Origin of the sequence: Hymenobacter swuensis DY53, from assembly GCF_000576555.1 — a bacterium.
Classification (GTDB): domain Bacteria; phylum Bacteroidota; class Bacteroidia; order Cytophagales; family Hymenobacteraceae; genus Hymenobacter; species Hymenobacter swuensis.
Window position 1 is genome coordinate 4,710,646 of record NZ_CP007145.1, and the last position, 17,925, is coordinate 4,728,570.

Consider the following 17,925-nt stretch of genomic DNA (forward strand, 5'->3'; position numbering starts at 1 on the left):
GTTCACAGTATGCTTCCCATCGTCGCCATTCAAGGATTTGAAGGTTGTTTCCACCAGATTGCCGCCCGCCGCCATTTCGGGCCGCAGGTGGCGGTGTTGCCCTGCGCTACGTTTGGGGAAGTAGTGCGGAGCGTTGTGAGCGGAGCAGCCGGCGCGGCGGTTATGGCCATCGAGAACTCCATTGCCGGCAGCATTCTGCCTAACTACACGCTGCTGCGCAAGGCCGGCCTGCGGGTGGTGGGCGAGGTGTACCTGCACATCCGGCAGCACCTGATGGCCCTGCCGGGGCAGCAGCTACTGGATATTAAGGAGGTACATTCCCACCCGATGGCGTTGCTGCAGTGCGCCGACTACCTGGGGCAATACCCGCACTGGAAGCTGGTGGAAACCGAGGATACGGCCCTGAGCGCCCAGCGCATCCGGGAACAGCTGCGGCCGGGCGTGGCGGCCGTAGCAGGCCAGCTTGCCGCTGAGCTGTTCGACCTGGATATTGTGGCGGGCGACATTCATGAGGAACAGCATAACTACACCCGTTTTCTGGTGCTAATGCGGGCTGAGGATGCCCCACTGCAACACCACCCCACAAAAGCTTCGCTGTACTTTGAAGCCCCGCACGCCATCGGCAGCCTGGCCCGCATCCTGACGGCCGTGGCCGGGCAGGGTGTTAATCTGAGCAAGTTGCAGTCGTGTCCGCAACCGGGCCGTACGTGGCACTACTTCTTCCACGCCGACCTGGAATTCGACGCGCCGACGCAGCTTGCCGCCACGCTGGATGCCTTGGTTCCGCTCACGGAAGGCCTGCAACTGCTGGGCACATATAAGGGAGAAGTGAGTTATGAGAGATGAATGCTGAATTGAATGGGTTGTAAAACTCCTTCCACCCGGACCAGCTCCGGATTCGCACTTCATCACCCCTCTCCTCCCTCCCCAACTCAATACTCCTAATTCAACTTTCATCATGCACGTTGCCAGCCGCCTTCAGCATATTCAGGAATACTACTTCTCGCAGAAGCTGCGCGAGATTGAGGGCCTGAACAAAGCGGGGGCCCAGATCATCAACCTGGGCATCGGCAGCCCCGATATGCCGCCGCACCCGAACGTAATTGCGGCCCTGACGGCCGCCGCTCAGCAGCCCAACACCCACGCCTACCAGGGTTACAAGGGCGTGCCGGCCCTGCGCCAGGCCATGGCCGGCTGGTACCAGCGGCAATACGGCGTAGAGTTGAACCCCGACACGGAAATTCTGCCCCTGCTGGGCTCCAAGGAAGGCATCATCCACATCAGCATGACGCTGCTGGAGGCCGGCGACGAGGTGCTGATTCCGAACCCGGGCTACCCCGCCTACCGGGCCGCCGCCCACCTGAGCGGGGCCACGCCCCTCGACTACGACCTGACCGAAGAAAACAACTGGCTGCCCGACCTGGACGCGCTGGCCCGCCGCGACCTGAGCCGGGTGAAGCTCATGTGGGTGAACTACCCGCATATGCCCACCGGCACGCCCCCTCCGGCCGGCTTCTTCGAGCGGCTGGTAGCTTTTGCCGCCGCCCACGATATCCTGCTGGTCCACGACAACCCGTACAGCTTCATCCTGAACACCGAGCCGCCCCGCAGCCTGCTGGCGGTACCGGGGGCGCGGGCGGTGGCCCTGGAGCTGAATTCCCTGAGCAAGTCGCACAACATGGCGGGCTGGCGGGTGGGTCTGCTGGCCGGCCGCGCCGACGTGCTCCAGGACGTGCTGCGCTTCAAGAGCAACCTCGACTCGGGAATGTTTCTGCCGGTGCAGCTGGCCGCCGTGGAAGCCCTGAACCTGGACGCCAGCTGGTACGCGGAACTCAACGCCCACTACCGCGCCCGGCGCACTTTGGTGCTGGAGTTGCTGAAGCTGCTGAAATGCACCGTGGCCCCCAACCAGGTAGGCCTGTTTGTGTGGGCGAAAGTGCCAGCACAGTACCCCGACGCTTACGCCCTCAGCGACGAGGTGCTGCGGGCGGCCCGGGTGTTTCTGACGCCGGGCGGCATCTTTGGCAGCAATGGCAACGGCTACATTCGCCTCAGCCTATGCCAGCCGGTGGAGGTGCTGCAGCAAGCCCTGGCGCGCGTACGAGAGTCTACCGGGCAGTAAAACAGAACGTCATTCCGAGCTTGACAAGGAATGACATTCTAATAACATCCTCCACGCATTCCATCACATTTCGCACATTCCACCGCTTCACCTAATGGTAGTTACCATCATCGGAATTGGCCTGATTGGCGGGTCGCTGGCTTTGAGCCTGAAGGAAACCGGCCTGGCCCACCACATCATTGGGGTGGACCGCAGCCCGGACAACCAGCGGCAGGCCGTGGCCCTGGGCCTGATTGATGAGCCGGCCCAGGACCTGACTGAGGCCGTGCAGCGTGCCGACCTAGTGGTTGTGGCCGTACCCATGGATGCCATGCTCACGGTGCTGCCCCTGGTGCTCGACGCAGCTACCGACCGCCAGACGGTTATCGACGTAGGCTCCACCAAGGCCCTGCTGCTGCAGGCCGTGGAGCACCACCCACAGCGCAGCCGCTTCGTGGCGGTGCACCCGATGGCTGGCACCGAGTACTCAGGCCCCTCGGCGGCGCTGCCGGGTCTGTTCCGGGATAAGACGCTGGTAATCTGTGACGCTCCGCGCAGCGCCCCCGACGCCGTGGCCCGGGTGGAGGCTGTATTCGGGCGACTGGCCATGCGGCTGGTGTACATGGATGCCACCGCCCACGACCTGCACACGGCCTACATTTCGCACATTTCGCACATCACCTCCTTTGCCCTGGCCCTCACGGTACTGGAAAAGGAAAAGGAAGACGAGCAGATTTTTGCCCTCGCCAGCGGTGGTTTCGAGTCGACGGTACGTTTGGCCAAAAGCTCGCCCGATATGTGGGTGCCCATCTTCCGTCAGAACCGCGAGAACGTGCTGGATGTATTGGATGAGCACATTCACCAACTCCAGCACCTGCGCGAGCTGCTGCACCAGGAAAACTACCCCGCCGTGTACCAGCAAATTCAGCAGGCCAACCTCATCAAGAAAATTCTGAAATGAGAACCCTGTAGAGACGCGACGCTTCGCGTCTCCCGCCAGAACAACCAGGACCGCGCTACATATGCAACCCCAACCCACGCCAAGACGCGGAGTGTCGCGTCTCTACAGCTAACGTCAGCCCGCGAGATTCCACTCTCCTATCGGCATGATGTTCCTTTTCTCCTCTTCATCTCGACACACAACATACGCATGGAACAGCTCCTGACCTCCTCCGCCGACGCGGCCGAAAACCCCAAATTTCTCAAGAAAAAGCCGCTTATCATCTCCGGTCCTTGTTCGGCTGAAACCGAAGAACAGCTCATTGCCACCTGCACCCAGCTGGCCGCCACCGGCAAGGTGGATATGCTGCGGGCCGGCATCTGGAAGCCGCGCACCAAGCCGGGCCTGTTCGAGGGCATAGGGACCAAGGGCCTGCCGTGGCTGCAAAAGGCCAAGCAGCTCACCGGCCTGCCCACTACCGTGGAGGTGGCCACGCCCAAACACGTAGAGGATGCTCTGGCCTTCGACGTGGACGTACTCTGGATTGGGGCCCGCACCACGGTAAACCCCTTCTCAGTGCAGGCCCTGGCCGATGCGCTACGGGGCGTGGACATCCCAGTGTTCATCAAAAACCCCGTGCACCCCGACCTGGAATTGTGGATGGGCGCGGTGGAACGGCTGCAGAAAACCGGCAACCAGAAAATTGGGCTGATTCACCGAGGCTTCGCCAGCTACGGCAACACGGAATTCCGCAACGCGCCCATGTGGCATTTGCCCATTGAGATGAAGCGCCGCCTACCCGAGCTGCCTATCATCTGCGACCCAAGCCACATCTGCGGCAACCGCACCGGCTTGGCTGCCGTGGCCCAGAAAAGCATCGACCTGGATTTCGACGGGCTGATGCTGGAGTCGCACATTGACCCCGACAACGCCTGGAGCGACGCCAAGCAGCAGGTGACGCCCCAGCGCCTGGCCGAGCTGCTCGACGGCCTGACCTGGCGCCATGAAACCACCGACCAGCAGGAGTTCCTTAACAAGCTCAGCCAGCTCCGCGCCCAGATCAACCAGCTCGACGAAGAGATTCTGCACCTGCTGGGCCGCCGCATGCAGGTGGCCGAGAGCATCGGCAGCTACAAAAAGGAGAATAACATCACCATTCTGCAGGCCAGCCGCTGGAACGAAATCCTGGAGCACGGCATCCAGCAGGGCCAGCGCCTGGGCCTGACGGAAGACTTCATCCTCAAGTACTTCGACGCCGTCCACTTGGAATCCATCAACCGCCAGAACCGCGTGATGAATCAGAAGTAGCTTGTTGAATGGATGGGTGAACGGTCATTGCGAGGCGCAGCCGAAGCAATCCGTCCTTCACGCAGTCAAAAGCCCTGATAAAACACAAAGCCCCTGACGTATGGACGCCAGGGGCTTTTTAGTAGGTCGAAGGTAGGAGCTTCGTGAAGGACGGATTGCTTCGGCTGCGCCTCGCAATGACCGTTCACCCATTCAACAATCCACCCATCCACCCATTCACTTCATCCGCTCCTCAATCTGGCTGAGCAAAAAGCCGGCGTCTTCGCGGTGCTGGGCATCAGGGAAGAGCTCTACGGCACGGCGGGCGTGCTCCCGGGCCTTCTCAAATTCCTTGAGCTCCAGCAGCACGAAGGCCAGGTTGAGGTGGGCGGTGGCGTAGGTGGGACGTAGCTGCAAGGCCCGCTCGAAGGGCGCGAGGCTCTCCTGAAACCGGCCCAGCCGCTGGTAGGCGTAGCCGAGGGCAAAGTAGGAGAGGTAATCGCCCTGGCCGTGGGCGTGGGCCTGCTGGTACTGGGCAATGGTGCGGCGGAACACTTCGTCCTCGCCCAACTCGGCCTCGGCGCAGTCGCACTGCTGCACAGTGAAGTAATAGTCGCCGAGGGCCCGACTGAGCTTGTAGTTATCGGGGAAGCGGCCCTGCAGGCGCTCCAACACTAGGCGCACGGCAAAAGCGTAGCGCACCGAGTCCTGGCCCAGCTGGCGGAGGCTGTCGGGGCTGAGGTCCAGGAGCTTTAGGTTGCGAAAGGCGAAGCGGCGAAGCTCGTCGGTAGCGGTGTAGTAGTTAAGGGCCAGATCAGCCTTCTGCAGCACTACGGCCGGGTCGGCATTGGTGGGGTCAGTGAGGGCAAGCAGCTGCCAGGCACTTTCGTAGCGGCGCTCCAGCACCAGTTGCCGGGCGCGACGCAGGGCCGTAGCCGTGGCGGCCGCGGTGGCCGTCTGGGCCGGAGCCACGTGGGGTAGTAGCAGCAGGCTACCAAAAAGCAGGAGAAACAGGCGCACCATTAGCGGCCAAAGATGCAGGTTTTCATTCGCTATTCAGGACCTTCAGGGCTGGGCAAACAGACTGGCATCCAGCTGCTGCAGGGCCGCGTGTTGAGCCGGGGTGAGGTACATGTACGCCTCGCCCTGCTCGATGCTATAGAACCGGCCGCCTTGCCCCTGCTCGCGGGCAGCCCGCTCGACCAGCTCTATTGCCTTACTATCGAGCCACTCGTTTTTGGTTAGCAGGGTGGTCTGGTACGTGGCATTGCCTAGCCGAAAGGAAAAGCTGGTCTTCCGGCCGTAGCTCACCTCCGGCCGGAATGTATCCTGCACTTGGGCAGGCGCAAAGTCGCCGCGCGAAATAGCCGCCATTTCCCGCAGGTAGCGCGCGTAGGGCGCATCCTCTACCGCCATTTCCCAATCGGGCCAGTACAGCAGTTGCGGAAAGCAGGCCAGGAGCTCCGCCAGGGTTTGCTTCTGGCCCTGCCCCAGCTGCTGCCGGGCAGTAGCCAGCTGAGCCGGCGTCAGGTGGCGTAGCAGCCCCAGTGCCTGCAGGCGGTCGGTGAGGCTGTCTATCCACACGGAGGTAAACCGGTTGTCGTGATTTTCTTGGGTGAGGAAGTAGGCCGCCGTGCCCCATACCTGGCGCTGGGGCCGGGTCAGCATGGCCAGCCCCAGCCGTTCCTGCCCGTATCCCCCTTGGTTATCCGGCTGGTAAGCCAGGTACAGCCGCTCGGGTGCCCCCTGGTCGCGCAGCCATTGGTTGAGGCTGGTCCGGAATTCCTCGCCCACCTCCGGCCCGTGCGCCGGGCGCTCATCTTGGCGCATGTAGCCGTGCAGAAACCGGTTGGTATAGCGACGGCCATCGGCCCGAAAGCTCAGGGTTACATAATCAGCCCACAGGGTCCCCCCTTCGGCCCGCCGCTCCACCAGGGCCTGCACTTCCGAGGGCTGAAAACGGGGCCAGAGCCGGGCTACCTGCCCCAGCAGGGCCGGATACAGTTGCCCAGGCTCCGAGGGCAGCTCCCGCAGTTGCAGTACCCGGGCATGCGTCGTAAAGCCCAGCAACTGCAGTGGCGGCAGCAGTTGCTGCGGCGGAGTAGCCGCCTCGGCCTCCTGCCGACGGGAGGCCGTCAGCTGCCCCGTGAGCTGCAGACTATCGAGCAGCGCGCGGCGAGCCACCCGGCGGGCGGGCAGGGTGGCCTCCGCCAGCATCAGCGCGGCACCCCGCTCGCACACGGCTTGCTCAGAAGTCAGCTCCTGCCGGAGCAGCGCGGCCTGCACCTGCTCGTAGGCCGCGTTGCTGAGTAGCCCCAGGGCGTGCAGGTCGCGGGCCAGGCGGGTGCGGGTTTTTCCCAATACACTGCGGCTTTCATGAATGAGGTGGCCGCTCGTCAGTATACCGCCTTGGCCCAGGGGCGGATAGATGGTCCTGTTCTTCAGTACTACTGCGTCCTCGGCCGGAATGGCGGCTTCCAGCTGCATGGGAGCCGGGCCGTGGGCCATCAGGTAGTTGGCAATGGCGGCGGTGTCGGTTTTGAACAGCCCGATGGCCGTTGCAACCAGTGCCTCCTGCTTTTTCTGTTCCGCTGGCGTATGCGGGAAATCGGTGCGGTAGAGCAGTTCAACAACAAATGCCTGGGCGCAGAAGGTGAGGACGGCCGCCGCACCCTGCCGGGGGGCGAATTCGCCGCTGCCCGACAACAGCTCCTGCGCATCCAGAACCTGCAGGCGTCCTTCGGCGGTGGTTTTGCGGAGCAGGTCGCGCCCCTCGGCCGTGAGAATGTGCTGCTGATACAGCCGGTCGGGCAGCTCCTGTACCGGCGGCTGCCCCCGGCAAGTCAGCGCCACACTGGTAATCAGGAGCCATAGGAATACTACACGTTTCATACAGGGGCAAATATGCACGTTTTGGCCCTGTATGGAACGGGCACAGCAGTTCGTGCAAAGGCCGTACCCCACCCGAAAAGTCAGAATCCGGCGGCTTGTGGTTTGGGCAGGCGGGCAGAAAGCCCGAAGTAGCAGCCCGTACCGGCCCCGGCAACTCTGCCCCGGCAGCCGAGTATAACCCCCACCCAATTTCCTTTCTTGCGGCTATGCTTTTTTACACGGTTATGAAGCCCCTCGTGCAGGTGGCCTTGCGCGTTTTCTTCCGCAAGCTCGAAATCCGCCACCGGGAGCGGCTGCAGCTGCCGGGGCCGCTGCTTATCTGCAGCAACCACCCCAACACGCTCATGGACCCGCTGATTGCGGCAGCCAGCCGGCGGCAGTCGGTGGCGTTTCTGGCCAAAAGCACTTTCTTCAAAAATCCGATTTCCCGGGCCATTATGGAGTCGGGCAACTCCATTCCCATCTACCGCCGTCAGGACCTCGATACCGGCGCCGAAACCCTGACCCCGGCCCAGCTCGAAGCTCAGAACGAAAAGGCCTTCGGGCGCTGCTACGACTATTTTGACCGGGGCGGCACCATCATGATTTTCCCCGAGGGCACCAGTGTGTCGGAGCGGCGGCTGCGGCCCCTCAAAACCGGGGCGGCCCGCATTGCGCTGGGCGCCGAAGCCCGCCACGACTTCCGCCTGGGCCTGCGAATTATGCCCCTGGGCATCAACTACTTCGACCCGCAACGCTTCCGCTCCGACGTGTTCGTGAACATGGCAGAGCCCATTACGGTAGCCGACTACGCCGACCAGTACCGCCAGGACCCCGAAGCCGCCGCCGACGCCCTGACCGAGGAAATCCGCCACCGCATGGAGCAGCGCCTCGTTATCACACGCACCGATGAAGAAGATGAGCTGGTGACGCAGGTGGAGCGCACCTTCGGCCAGCACCTGATTCAGGACGACGAGGAAACCCTTTACGACAACTTCCAGCTCAGCCGCACCCTACTACGGGCCGTGCGCTACTTCGAGCAGCACGACGCCGGCCGCCTGGGCGACGTACGGGAACGGCTGCACAGCTACCACCAAGAGCTGCACCGCCTGCGCCTCACCGACGATGCCCTCGAAACCCGGGGCCCGGCCGGAGCCCGCCGTAACCGCGCTCTGGAGGCTGGCCTGCGCCTAACGCTGGGGGCCCCGGTGTACCTATACGGGCTTATTAACAGCTACATTCCCTACAAAATACCGTCCGTTATTGCCCAACGGGCCACTAAAGACGTGGAGTTCGTGTCTCCCATCCTGCTGGTAACAGGGATGCTGACGTTCACCCTGTTCTACTTGGGCCAGACGGCGCTGGTGCACTACCTCACGGACAGCTGGCTCTGGACGCTGCTGTATTTTATCAGCCTGCCGCTCACCGGCTTTTACGCCCTGAGCTACGCCGGCAACCTGGCCGAGCGGCTGCGCCGCCTGCGGGCGCTGCGCCTGTTCCGCCAAGAGCGCCCCGTGATGGAAAGTCTGCTCCGCCAGCGCACTGAGCTCATCCGCCTCCTGCGCGAAGCCCGTGCCGCCTACCTAGCGAAAGTATAAGGGTTCAGGAGCATAGAGTGCGCGGGGATTTTCATCCTCCACGTATCAAATCACCGCATATCTTGCTTCAGGCCGCCGCCCAGCGTGAGGATATCGGGTAAGCGGAGGGTGCGGTTGGTGAGGGCACTGATCAGGTGCAGGTCGTTGGCGCTAAGCTCGGCGTAGGCGGCAGTGCGGGTTGAGCCGGTACGGCCATAATTTAGGCGGGTGCCAGCCAGCAGGCCCAGGCGCACCGCCGAGGACCACCAGTAGTAGCCAGGCCGGTAGCGGCCGGCCGTATTGTTGGTCAGGAAAAACTGTTTTCCCGTGGTGTAGTTCACCATAGCCCCGAGCGTAAACGGCTGGGCCTGCCAGCGGGCGTCGCCCAACCCAGCTTTCCAGGGCAGCCAGGTAGTTTTCAGGGTGACGATGGCCAGCGGCTTACTTCCGCTCAGCCGGCGCGGCACGTAACCCACCAGCAGCTCCGGCTCCAGCCGCTCGTGGGCCAGCCGGTAGCCACCGCCCAGCGCCACCAAGCCCGTACCGCCCGCTACGTGTAGCGTCAGAAAATACGGCCCGGCGGCGGCTTGTTGCGCCCGCGCTGGTATGCTTGCCAGCAAAACTACCGCCAACGCCCTGAGAGCCGTGATATTAGCTACCCGCCCCATACGCAACGGTTTCGAGGCGAAATTCCCGCTGCCCCCACACCGTGAGAATGTGGTAGCGTTTCTTCTGCAGGCTGTAGGTGGTCAGGTAAGTTACACCGTCGTGGAAGGGCTGCCCGGCCGTGAAACGGTGGACGTGCGCCGCCAGATGAAACACTAGTTGCGGACAGCTGCGCAGCGCCGCCGTATACGCCGACACCAGTTCCGGGTCAAAATCCTCATCGGTGGGCGGCATGTGGCCCACTACAATCGTGCGCCGGCTGCCAGCAGTGTCGGCCAGTTGCTGCCGGAGCCAAGCCATATCAGGCACTTGGCGGCCAAAACCGTATTCCCGCCCGTTGGTATCGAGGCAGATGAAGCGGGTTTGCTGGTACTGGAAGCTGTAGTTCAGAGGGCCGTAAATGTGCTGGTACACGGCCCGGCCATTACCGACCAGGTCGTGGTTGCCGATAACGGTCAGAAAGGGCACCCGCAGTGCGTTCAGCCGCTGGTTTACCCATCGGAACTCCCGCGTGAGGCCAAAATCGGAAATATCCCCGCCCACCAGCACGAAATCAACGGCTCGCTGCTGGTTTACGCTGGCGACGAAGGCCTCCGTTTCATCGTAGAACCGCTGGGTGTCGCCCACGAACACGAAGCGTAGCGTGTCATCGGCCGGCTGAACCTCCAGACGGCGCAGGTTTTGCGCCGTGAGGCTCCGCTCCCGAGCGGGCACGTAGGCTTGGTTGGGGCTGAACTCCACCAGCTGACACCCGGCCAGCCACAGCAATACAATTACTCCCAAGCCCCGAAGCTGCATGATTCGTGCAGGTCAAGTTGCAAAAGATGGTTCAGCCGCTGCCTGCCAGCCGCTTATCATCAGCCTGCCGGACCTAGATATCCAGCTTCAGCCCTAGGCTCAACACCAGAATATCCGCCGGCGAAAGGCTTTTTCGATTCTGAGCGTAGCTCAGAATATACAAGTCATTAGTCCCTAGCTCGTAGAAAGCCGAGAGGTTGCGAGCGTAGCCGGAGGCGGTGGGCGGCAAGGCGTAGCTTAGGCGGCTGCCCAGTAAAGCCCCGATGCGTGTATCGGTAGAAAACCAATAGTATCCCTTGGTGTACTGGTTGGGTTCTTCGTCGTTGATGGTGCCGTGGGTGTAGCTGAAATAGCCGCCCACCGTGAGCGGCTTCACCGACCACTTATCCTTGATGGGCAAGGTCCAGGGCGAGTACAGCAGCTTGGCCGATGCCAGGGACAGAGCCGAGCCGGCATACTTTTCGGGTACGTAGCCCACCAGAATATCCAGCTCCAGCCGGTCCTTAAGTGTGAAGCCGGCCCCACCGGCTACCATCCCCAGGCCGCCGCCGGTTTGCAGCACTACGTGGTTGGGGCGATACCAAGGCCGGCTATTGCCGGAAGTCGCTCGGGGAATTGACGCTGTCGTGGTTACGCCCAAAGTATCGGGCGCGGCAACGGAAGAAATAGGGCTAGCCGACGCGACCAGCGGAGCAGCCACTAGGGCCACTGAGAGTATATGCTGTAGCATCGGACTTAGAACGTTACTTGTTTGAGGCGGAAGCCTTTGTCACCCCACACCGTCAGAATCACGTACTGGCGCGACTCGAACGACGACGAATTAATATAGGTCACCCCGTCCTCGAACGGCTCCCCAATGCTAAACGCGTGGCGGTGCCCGTTCAACTCGAATATCAGGCGCGGATCCTGGCGCAAAGCACCCGCATAGGCCTCCCGCAACGCCGGGTCAAAGTCCTCATCCTGGGGCGGGACGTGGCTGATGATGACGTGGCGGCGGGCCGTGCGGTCGGCCAGTTCCTTATTCACCCACGTCATGTCGGGAGCTGTGCGGTCGAAATTGTACTCGCGGCCGTTGGTGTCGGTGAAGATGAACTTGGTGTCGCCGTACACGAAGGAGTAGTTGCGAGGGCCGAAGATGGCCTCGTAGGCCTTGCGGCCGTTGCCCACCAAATCGTGGTTGCCCACTACGGTCAGGTACGGCACTTTCAGCTTGCGCAAATCGTCGTTGACCCAGCGCATTTCGCGGGCAAACCCGAAGTCAGAGATGTCGCCAGCCACCAGCATGAACTGGATGCCGGGCTGCTGATTCACGCTTTTTACCAGGTCCTCGGCGTCGTCATAGAACCGCTGCGAGTCGCCGGTAAACACGAACCGGAGCGTATCACCGGCGGGCAGCGGGTTTTGCAGCAGGCGCGCCAGATTCTTCTCCGTCAGGTCGCGCTCCGACTCGGGCGCACGGTGGTCATTGGGGCTGAATTCGAGCAGGTCGCAACTGCTGAACAAGAAGGCAGCGGCCACAGGCAGCAAGGCCCGGACCGGTAGGTTTTGAAGAAATGAGCGCATACGCCTCGGCACAAAAAGCAACAGAAACGGACCCGTCCGGCGGGATAGGTCCGGCGCTATATACCGGGGAAGCCGCCGGATGGTTTACCCAAAAACTTCCCTCAGGCATCTGGGAGGCACATTCCAAGACAGGCGTTTCCGGGCGCAACGCGCTTTACAGGCTACCAACGGCCAAAATCAATTCTGAAGCCATTCTGAAGAAAGCCCCGCGTTTCCGGCAAATAACTTCCTTACCAGGTCGGCAGCCAGCTTATTCATCCAGATACTGATGCACAAATTTGATGGCCATGCTGCCCTCACCCACGGCCGAAGCTACCCGGGCCATAGCCCCTGCCCGGCTGTCACCGGCCGCAAAAATGCCAGGTACGCAGGTTTCGAGCAGGTAGGGCTCCCGGCGCGGGTGCTGCCATGCAGTGGCGTAGCGCGGGTCCGTCACTAGGTCGCGGCCCGTGAGCACGAAGCCTTTGCCGTCGCACACAATCGTGTCGCACACCCACTCGGTGCTGGGCTTGGCCCCTATGAACACGAACAGCGCCCGGGCCGGCCGCCGCTCCAGCTGGCCCTGCCGGCGCACTACCACCTCCTCCAGATGGTCGGCGCCGCACACTTCGGCTATTTCGGCAAAGGGCAGCAGCTCAATATTCGGGGTCTGCCCAATCTGCTCAATCAGGTAAGCCGACATGCTGGCGGCCAGGCTTTCGCCCCGAATCAGGATGAACACCCGACGGGCGTACGTGGCCAAGTACATAGCCGCCTGCCCCGCCGAGTTGCCGCCGCCCACAATGTACACGTCCTGCTCCTGACAGGAGCGGGCCTCGGTGCGGGCGGCCCCGTAGTACACGCCCGCGCCGCTGAGACGGTCCATGCCGGGCACGTCGAGGGTGCGGTAGCTCACACCGGTGGTCAGAATCACGGCCCGGGTTTTCACCTCGTTGCCATCCGTGAGGGTCAGCACTTTGTAGCCATCCTGCACGCACAGGCCGGTTACCTCCTGCGGGGCCAGAATTTCGGCTCCCAGGCGCACGGCCTGCGTCCAGGCGCGGTGGGCCAGCTCACTGCCGCTCAGGCCCGTCGGGAAGCCCAGGTAATTCTCGATGCGGGAACTGGTACCGGCCTGGCCGCCGGGCGTCTGCCGCTCAATTACCAGGGTTTTCAGGCCTTCAGAAGCGCCGTACACGCCGGCTGCCAACCCGGCTGGGCCGCCCCCGATGACCACCACATCGTAGAGCTCCTGCGAGGCCTGCACCGTGAGGCCGATGCGGGTGGCCACCTCGGTGGGCGTGGGGCTGGCCAGGGCGGTACCGTCTTCCAGCACCACCACCGGCAGGTCGTGGGCAGTGAGGTTTTTGCGGGCCAGCAGGGTCTGGGCCTCGGCGTCCGTCTCGAAATCAAGCCACTGGTAGCCCACCATGTAGCCCGCCAGAAAGTCCTTGAGCTCGTGCGACTTCGGTGACCATTGAAACCCGATCAGGCGCACGCCCCCGAAGGCCGGCTTGTAGGCGCGCTGCCAGGCCGCCAGCAAATCGTGCAGGGTGGGATAGAGCAGCTGCTGGGGCGGGTCCCAGGGCTTCATCAGGTAGTGGTCGAGGCGGGCGGAGTTGATGGCCCGGATGGCGGCTTCGGTATCGGCGTAGGCCGTGAGCAGCACCCGCTTGGCCTCCGGAAACAGCTCCCGGGCCTGGGTCAGCACCTCCACGCCTTCCAGGTCGGGCATGCGCTGGTCGGCCAGAATGAGGGCCAGCGGTTCCTCCCGCTCGTGCAGCTCCCGCACAATGGCCAGCGCTTCCCGCCCCGAGCCGGCCCGCACCACCCGGTAGTCGCGCCGGAACTCCTGGCGCAGGTCCCGGTCAATGGCGCTCAGCACCTGCGGATCATCATCCACACACAGTAAAACGGGCTTTTTCATGGGAGAGGGGAGTAAATGAGTAACTGAGCAGCGGAGTAACGGAGTCGAATACAACGGCAAAGTAACCGGCTGCCAGCCATACCGGACCTGTTGCCCTGAGAGAACAACTACTCAGTTACTCCGCTATTCCGTTACTCTTCGGTAGCCAGATGGCAAATTCCGTACGGCCGGGCTCCGACTGGACTTCCAGCTGGCCGCCGTGCTGCTCCACAATGCGCAGCGCAATATCGAGGCCCAGGCCGGTACCTTCGCCGGCGGGCTTGGTGGTGAAGAAGGGCTCCAGAATCCGGGGCAGCACCTCGGCGGGAATCCCGGGGCCGTTGTCGATGATAAATACGCGCACGAAGTCGTCTTCCAGTCGGGTCCGGATGGTGATTTCGCCGCCGGGCGGCAGCGCGTCGAGAGCGTTATCAAGTAGGTTGGTCCAGACCTGGTTGAGGCTGCTGACCTGGCCCTGCACCAGCGGCAGATCGGGCGCGTAGTCTTTCACGATGCGCAGGTTTTTTCCGCGCAGCGCGAAGCCCAGCATGTTGAGGGTGCTGTCCAGGCCACTGTGCACATCGAGCGGGGCGAAATCCTGGCCCCGGTCCATGTGGCTGTATGTTTTCACGTTGGTAACCAGCGTAGTAATGCGGGTGCCGGCCTCCTGCAATTCCTGCACCAGCCGCAGCCCCGTTACCTGGCCTTCCAGCCAGGCCAGCGCGGCCGGACGGGCGGCCGGGGCCCACCCCGCCAGCACCGGTTGAAGGATAGCCTGCGGGAGGCCGGCATCCAACAGTCCCGCCGCCAGCTGAAAGCCATCGGGCACGCCCTGCTCTTCCAGCCAGTCGGCCAGCTCGTCTTCCGCGTCGGAGCGGTCCAGGGCCGGGAGGGTGGAAGGCGGGTAAACGGTGGTAGCCAGGGCTGTGAGCCGGGCCAGGGCCTCGGGGCTGGGGCAGTGTTGCACCAGCTGCTGCAACAGCGTCGGCCGCGCCCGCAGGTTGGTAGCCAGCACCTCGGCGGCCCGCATAATGGCGGCGGCAGGGTTGTTGAGCTCGTGGGCCAGGCCGGCCGAAAGCTTGCCCAACGCTCGCAGCTTATCGTCGCGCTCCTGGGCCCGGGCTTCCAGGCGGGCCCGGTCGCTCATCAGGCTCACCAGCCGCTGCACCAGCTCGGGGCTGGCCTGTTCCAGCTCCGGAAACTTGTTGCGGTGCAGCAGAAACAGCGTGGTTTCGCCCACCGCCACGCCCTCGCCCCGGATTACGCGCAGCCGGGAATAGGGCAGCACCCCACTGATGTTGCCTGCCTCCACCCGAAACACAGGCTCCCGGTTGCCGTTGTGGGTCATGTAAAACTGCAGGCCGCCCGCCAGCACAGCCATCATAAACTCGGCCTCGTCGCCGGCCCGGGTAATGACTTCGTTGGGCGCGAAGCGGCGGATTTCTCCGTGCGCGGCAAGCCAGGCCAGGGTTTCGGGCGGCAGGCCGGCAAAGGCCGTAACGCGGGTAAGAGGTGAGGCAGGCAGCATGGCAGAAAGGTAATCAAGCGTACCGATGCAGTCGGTTGACGGGCCAATGTACTTTTTCCTGCCTCCACAAACTGTGTAAACAGCACAACCGCCAGCCTTATGAAAGGGCTGGCGGTTGTGCTGCTACGGCAACCTGCCGCTGCTTACTGACGGACAGCCTTGACGCTATACTGCTGCTGGCCTTGGATAATGCGCACGAAATACAAGCCCGCTGCCCAGGTTGCTGCCTGCGGTACTACCAATGTGGTAGTGCCGGCCTGCAACATTACGGCCTGCACCAGTTGGGGCCTGCCGGTAGCATCCAGTACTTCCAGCGTAGCCGTCCCAGCCACAGTTTGTGGCAGCTGCAGCGTAAGCTCGGTAGTGAAAGGCGTCGGCAGGGCTACCATGGTGCTACGCCGGTTGCTGACAACCAGGGTCTGCACCGCCGAAAATTGCACCGCCCCGTTCGTATCAACCTGGCGCAGACGGTAATACACTACAGCCACTGCATAACGAGCCAGGTTGACATCGGTATAGCGGTACTCATGCCGCTGGGTAGTTGTACCCTTACCGGCAACTTCGGCAAGGGCTGCAAACGTCTGCCCGTCGGTGCTGATTTCCACTACGAAGTAGGCGTTATTCACCTCGGAGGCCGTGGCCCAAACGAGTTGTGCCTGCGCGCCGGCAGCCCGCGCCGTGAAGGATACCAGCTCTACCGGTAGCGGGGTTACCAGGGCGGCGTCCCGGTAATCTGGCACGGAGTTGCTGTTGCGGTCGGGGTAGCTGGTTACGTCCGCGTAGCCTTTTCCTAGGTTGGAAGCATCCAGCAGATCAACCAGTCCATCGCCATCCGTGTCCCGGTAGAATGGGCTGGTGATGTCCAGGAAATTGGGAATCCCGTTGGCATTGGTATCATCAAGCCAGTCACGGGTACCGTTGGCATTGGCGTCGGTGGCAGGATAGTAGGTGCTGTTACCCCCGGCAGTTACAAAAGCAGCGGCCCGCACTACCAGATCATCAGAGGAGTAGCCGCTGTTGTTATCATCAAAGGCCTCCATCCAGTCCGGCACTGCGTCGTTATCAGTGTTGGTATCGAGGTAATCGGGCTTACCGTCGCCATCGGTATCCGGCAGGGTAGTATAAGAGGCTGTATTTTGGGGCCGCCCTACGGCATCTACTGCCTGAGTATATTGTGCATCGGCAGCACTATATAGGGCCCGGAAGCCGCTGCTCATGCGGCCATCAGTGCCTTCCACCACATCCGGAATACCGTCGGCGTCAGCATCCAGATCAAACTGGTTGATGATACCGTCGCCATCCGCGTCCAGCGTACTCACGACACCTCTGGCATTAAGCGCCCCAAAATCCGCATCCTGGTAGTTCAACACTCCGTCACTGTCCGCATCGGCGGTGGCATCCACGTTATTTGCTTCGGCCGTATCGGCAATACCATCGTTGTCGTCGTCGGCATCCTGCCTGTCGGTCAGGCCATCGGTATCCTGGTCGTAATCGAAAGCCAGGCTGCAGGCTTCCATCTTATTGAGAGCCCCGCCGGTAGAGGCCGTAAAGCCCCAATAGACCGATGGGTTATTGCCGAATATCGTAGCTACGAAGTCTTCAGAGTATGTGGCCCGCAGGACATTATTAAAGTACACCTGCAGTGTTTTGGTCTTCACGTTCCAGGCTACTCGAACCGGGTAGTACGTGCCGTTTTCGATGTTAAGCGCCGTACCCCCGGCATCAACGGCCGCTGGAGTGGCTCGTACGGCTGTGGCGGCTGAGTTCGTAAACGTAAGCGGATTACCGAAGTCGCCATTCTTCACCAATCCGATATGGTCGGCAGCTATGTCGTTGATGCCGGTGCCGTTGTCATAGGTATCAAACTCCACAATTACGGATGGCGAAATAGCAGCCATACCCATATTTTGCCCGCCGCCGCCCAAGGCGTTGGTGCCCACATTGCTTCGTTGCAGGCCAAACACCATCCCGTCGCCCCCATTCCCATCCCGGGTACCGAGGTAGACGGAGAAATTGAAGACAAACGACTTGGCCAGCGTAATCTGCTGCAGCCGCCACACGGAGCCCGATTTGTTGCCTAACTCGGGAGTAAGCGTAAAGCCACCGGTGCAGGTAGTGCTGGCAACAGCGTCGCCGTTGGTTTTATACAGTGCCTGAGCACTTGTATGGTGGGGCCGGGCCGCCGCAAAAGCCGTGGCCATACCAGTCAGTAGCAACAGCCGACGAGACCAAGAGAAGGCAGTAGCTGCCAGAGGTTGAGCCGATAGGTAGGTGAAGGTGTGTTTGGCAGAAAAGCGCATAACAGCAGGTGATGTATCGGGCAAAACCAGATACAGTTGACATTCAGTGGTATGCGCACAAAACTACCAACCAAATATATGTAACAACACGCATAACAGATAAATACAATTTCATTGAATACCAATCGAGGGAAGCAACCTGCTGCTGTACCGGCCCAACAAGCTAAATACAGCTCATTTTTTAGCCAGAAAGCTCAGTTAAGTTCCCTCATACCTGGTTTGCCTCACTAAATCGGCTCAAACAACAGGCCTACACCTCCAACCAGCAAATTTTAGTTCCTCATACAGTTGACAATCATTATAGTAGTATAGTCTAACCGTTTCCGGTTCGTACCTATATATGAATGCACAACTATATGGTCGACGGCTATCCTCTTGTCCTCTATCAGTAAGCTCTCCTATCGGGGGT

14 protein-coding genes are annotated in these 17,925 nt (G+C 61.8%); 5 read left to right on the top strand and 9 right to left on the bottom strand.

Translation table 11 applies throughout. From position 1 onward, the window contains the following. The first annotated feature begins 9 nt into the window (after nucleotides 1-9). From HSW_RS21465 to HSW_RS21480, 4 genes are all read left to right on the top strand, one after another. A complete protein-coding gene (locus tag HSW_RS21465) occupies nucleotides 10-846 on the top strand; it encodes a prephenate dehydratase (RefSeq protein WP_044003806.1) in 837 nt (278 codons plus the stop codon). Nucleotides 847-958: 112 nt separating this feature from the next. Further along, complete coding sequence (locus HSW_RS21470) at nucleotides 959-2,122, top strand: pyridoxal phosphate-dependent aminotransferase (protein ID WP_044003808.1); 1,164 nt, start codon at nucleotides 959-961, stop codon at nucleotides 2,120-2,122. Nucleotides 2,123-2,216: 94 nt separating this feature from the next. Next, nucleotides 2,217-3,062: a prephenate dehydrogenase gene (locus tag HSW_RS21475; protein WP_044003810.1), complete on the top strand. Its 846-nt coding sequence runs from the start codon at nucleotides 2,217-2,219 to the stop codon at nucleotides 3,060-3,062. Between the two features lie 189 nt (nucleotides 3,063-3,251). After that, a complete protein-coding gene (locus tag HSW_RS21480; protein WP_044003812.1) occupies nucleotides 3,252-4,349 on the top strand; it encodes a chorismate mutase in 1,098 nt (365 codons plus the stop codon). A 216-nt stretch (nucleotides 4,350-4,565) separates the two neighbouring features. Here the strand turns inward: HSW_RS21480 and HSW_RS21485 are convergent, their stop codons facing one another. Together HSW_RS21485 and HSW_RS21490 are read right to left on the bottom strand one after the other, a co-directional pair. Next, nucleotides 4,566-5,351 (bottom strand): tetratricopeptide repeat protein, encoded by a 786-nt coding sequence (locus HSW_RS21485; protein WP_044003813.1) that lies wholly within the window; start codon nucleotides 5,349-5,351, stop codon nucleotides 4,566-4,568. 42 nt (nucleotides 5,352-5,393) lie between these two features. Further along, nucleotides 5,394-7,220: a hypothetical protein gene (locus tag HSW_RS21490; RefSeq protein WP_044003814.1), complete on the bottom strand. Its 1,827-nt coding sequence runs from the start codon at nucleotides 7,218-7,220 to the stop codon at nucleotides 5,394-5,396. Between the two features lie 206 nt (nucleotides 7,221-7,426). Between HSW_RS21490 and HSW_RS21495 the strand changes: the two genes are divergently transcribed. Next, nucleotides 7,427-8,797, top strand: coding sequence for a lysophospholipid acyltransferase family protein (locus HSW_RS21495; RefSeq protein ID WP_081768552.1), 1,371 nt, complete (start codon nucleotides 7,427-7,429; stop codon nucleotides 8,795-8,797). A gap of 50 nt (nucleotides 8,798-8,847) precedes the next feature. On the opposite strand, the gene HSW_RS21500 is transcribed toward HSW_RS21495, so the two are convergent. The 7 genes from HSW_RS21500 to HSW_RS23250 form a co-directional block, all read right to left on the bottom strand. Further along, a complete protein-coding gene (locus tag HSW_RS21500) occupies nucleotides 8,848-9,396 on the bottom strand; it encodes a hypothetical protein (RefSeq protein ID WP_155833097.1) in 549 nt (182 codons plus the stop codon). 31 nt (nucleotides 9,397-9,427) lie between these two features. Further along, the gene (locus HSW_RS21505; protein WP_044003816.1) at nucleotides 9,428-10,240 is read right to left on the bottom strand and encodes a metallophosphoesterase family protein; all 813 of its coding nucleotides are present in this window, start codon (nucleotides 10,238-10,240) and stop codon (nucleotides 9,428-9,430) included. A 73-nt stretch (nucleotides 10,241-10,313) separates the two neighbouring features. Beyond that, the gene (locus tag HSW_RS21510; protein ID WP_155833098.1) at nucleotides 10,314-10,970 is read right to left on the bottom strand and encodes a hypothetical protein; all 657 of its coding nucleotides are present in this window, start codon (nucleotides 10,968-10,970) and stop codon (nucleotides 10,314-10,316) included. Nucleotides 10,971-10,975: 5 nt separating this feature from the next. Further along, nucleotides 10,976-11,803 carry a metallophosphoesterase family protein gene (locus HSW_RS21515; protein WP_044003817.1) on the bottom strand — a complete coding sequence of 276 codons (828 nt, stop codon included), beginning with the start codon at nucleotides 11,801-11,803 and terminating at the stop codon, nucleotides 10,976-10,978. Between the two features lie 250 nt (nucleotides 11,804-12,053). After that, on the bottom strand, nucleotides 12,054-13,709 hold the full coding sequence (locus HSW_RS21520; protein ID WP_044003818.1) for an FAD-dependent oxidoreductase: 1,656 nt from the start codon (nucleotides 13,707-13,709) through the stop codon (nucleotides 12,054-12,056). Nucleotides 13,710-13,824: 115 nt separating this feature from the next. After that, nucleotides 13,825-15,216: a sensor histidine kinase gene (locus HSW_RS25020; RefSeq protein ID WP_044003819.1), complete on the bottom strand. Its 1,392-nt coding sequence runs from the start codon at nucleotides 15,214-15,216 to the stop codon at nucleotides 13,825-13,827. Between the two features lie 143 nt (nucleotides 15,217-15,359). Beyond that, entirely contained in the window at nucleotides 15,360-17,516 is a 2,157-nt protein-coding gene (locus HSW_RS23250; RefSeq protein WP_081768553.1) for a lectin-like domain-containing protein, read from the bottom strand. Nucleotides 17,517-17,925: the final 409 nt, after the last annotated feature.

Excerpts from the sequence above, each read along its gene's own strand:
- HSW_RS21515 (WP_044003817.1), bottom strand. The coding sequence starts at position 11,803 with ATGCGCTCATTTCTTCAAAACCTACCGGTCCGGGCCTTGCTGCCTGTG.
- HSW_RS21465 (WP_044003806.1), top strand. The coding sequence starts at position 10 with ATGCTTCCCATCGTCGCCATTCAAGGATTTGAAGGTTGTTTCCACCAG.
- HSW_RS21495 (WP_081768552.1), top strand. The coding sequence starts at position 7,427 with ATGCTTTTTTACACGGTTATGAAGCCCCTCGTGCAGGTGGCCTTGCGC.
- HSW_RS21475 (WP_044003810.1), top strand. The coding sequence starts at position 2,217 with ATGGTAGTTACCATCATCGGAATTGGCCTGATTGGCGGGTCGCTGGCT.
- HSW_RS21505 (WP_044003816.1), bottom strand. The coding sequence starts at position 10,240 with ATGCAGCTTCGGGGCTTGGGAGTAATTGTATTGCTGTGGCTGGCCGGG.
- HSW_RS21480 (WP_044003812.1), top strand. The coding sequence starts at position 3,252 with ATGGAACAGCTCCTGACCTCCTCCGCCGACGCGGCCGAAAACCCCAAA.
- HSW_RS21520 (WP_044003818.1), bottom strand. The coding sequence starts at position 13,709 with ATGAAAAAGCCCGTTTTACTGTGTGTGGATGATGATCCGCAGGTGCTG.
- HSW_RS21510 (WP_155833098.1), bottom strand. The coding sequence starts at position 10,970 with ATGCTACAGCATATACTCTCAGTGGCCCTAGTGGCTGCTCCGCTGGTC.
- HSW_RS23250 (WP_081768553.1), bottom strand. The coding sequence starts at position 17,516 with ATGCGCTTTTCTGCCAAACACACCTTCACCTACCTATCGGCTCAACCT.
- HSW_RS21490 (WP_044003814.1), bottom strand. The coding sequence starts at position 7,220 with ATGAAACGTGTAGTATTCCTATGGCTCCTGATTACCAGTGTGGCGCTG.
- HSW_RS25020 (WP_044003819.1), bottom strand. The coding sequence starts at position 15,216 with ATGCTGCCTGCCTCACCTCTTACCCGCGTTACGGCCTTTGCCGGCCTG.
- HSW_RS21485 (WP_044003813.1), bottom strand. The coding sequence starts at position 5,351 with ATGGTGCGCCTGTTTCTCCTGCTTTTTGGTAGCCTGCTGCTACTACCC.
- HSW_RS21470 (WP_044003808.1), top strand. The coding sequence starts at position 959 with ATGCACGTTGCCAGCCGCCTTCAGCATATTCAGGAATACTACTTCTCG.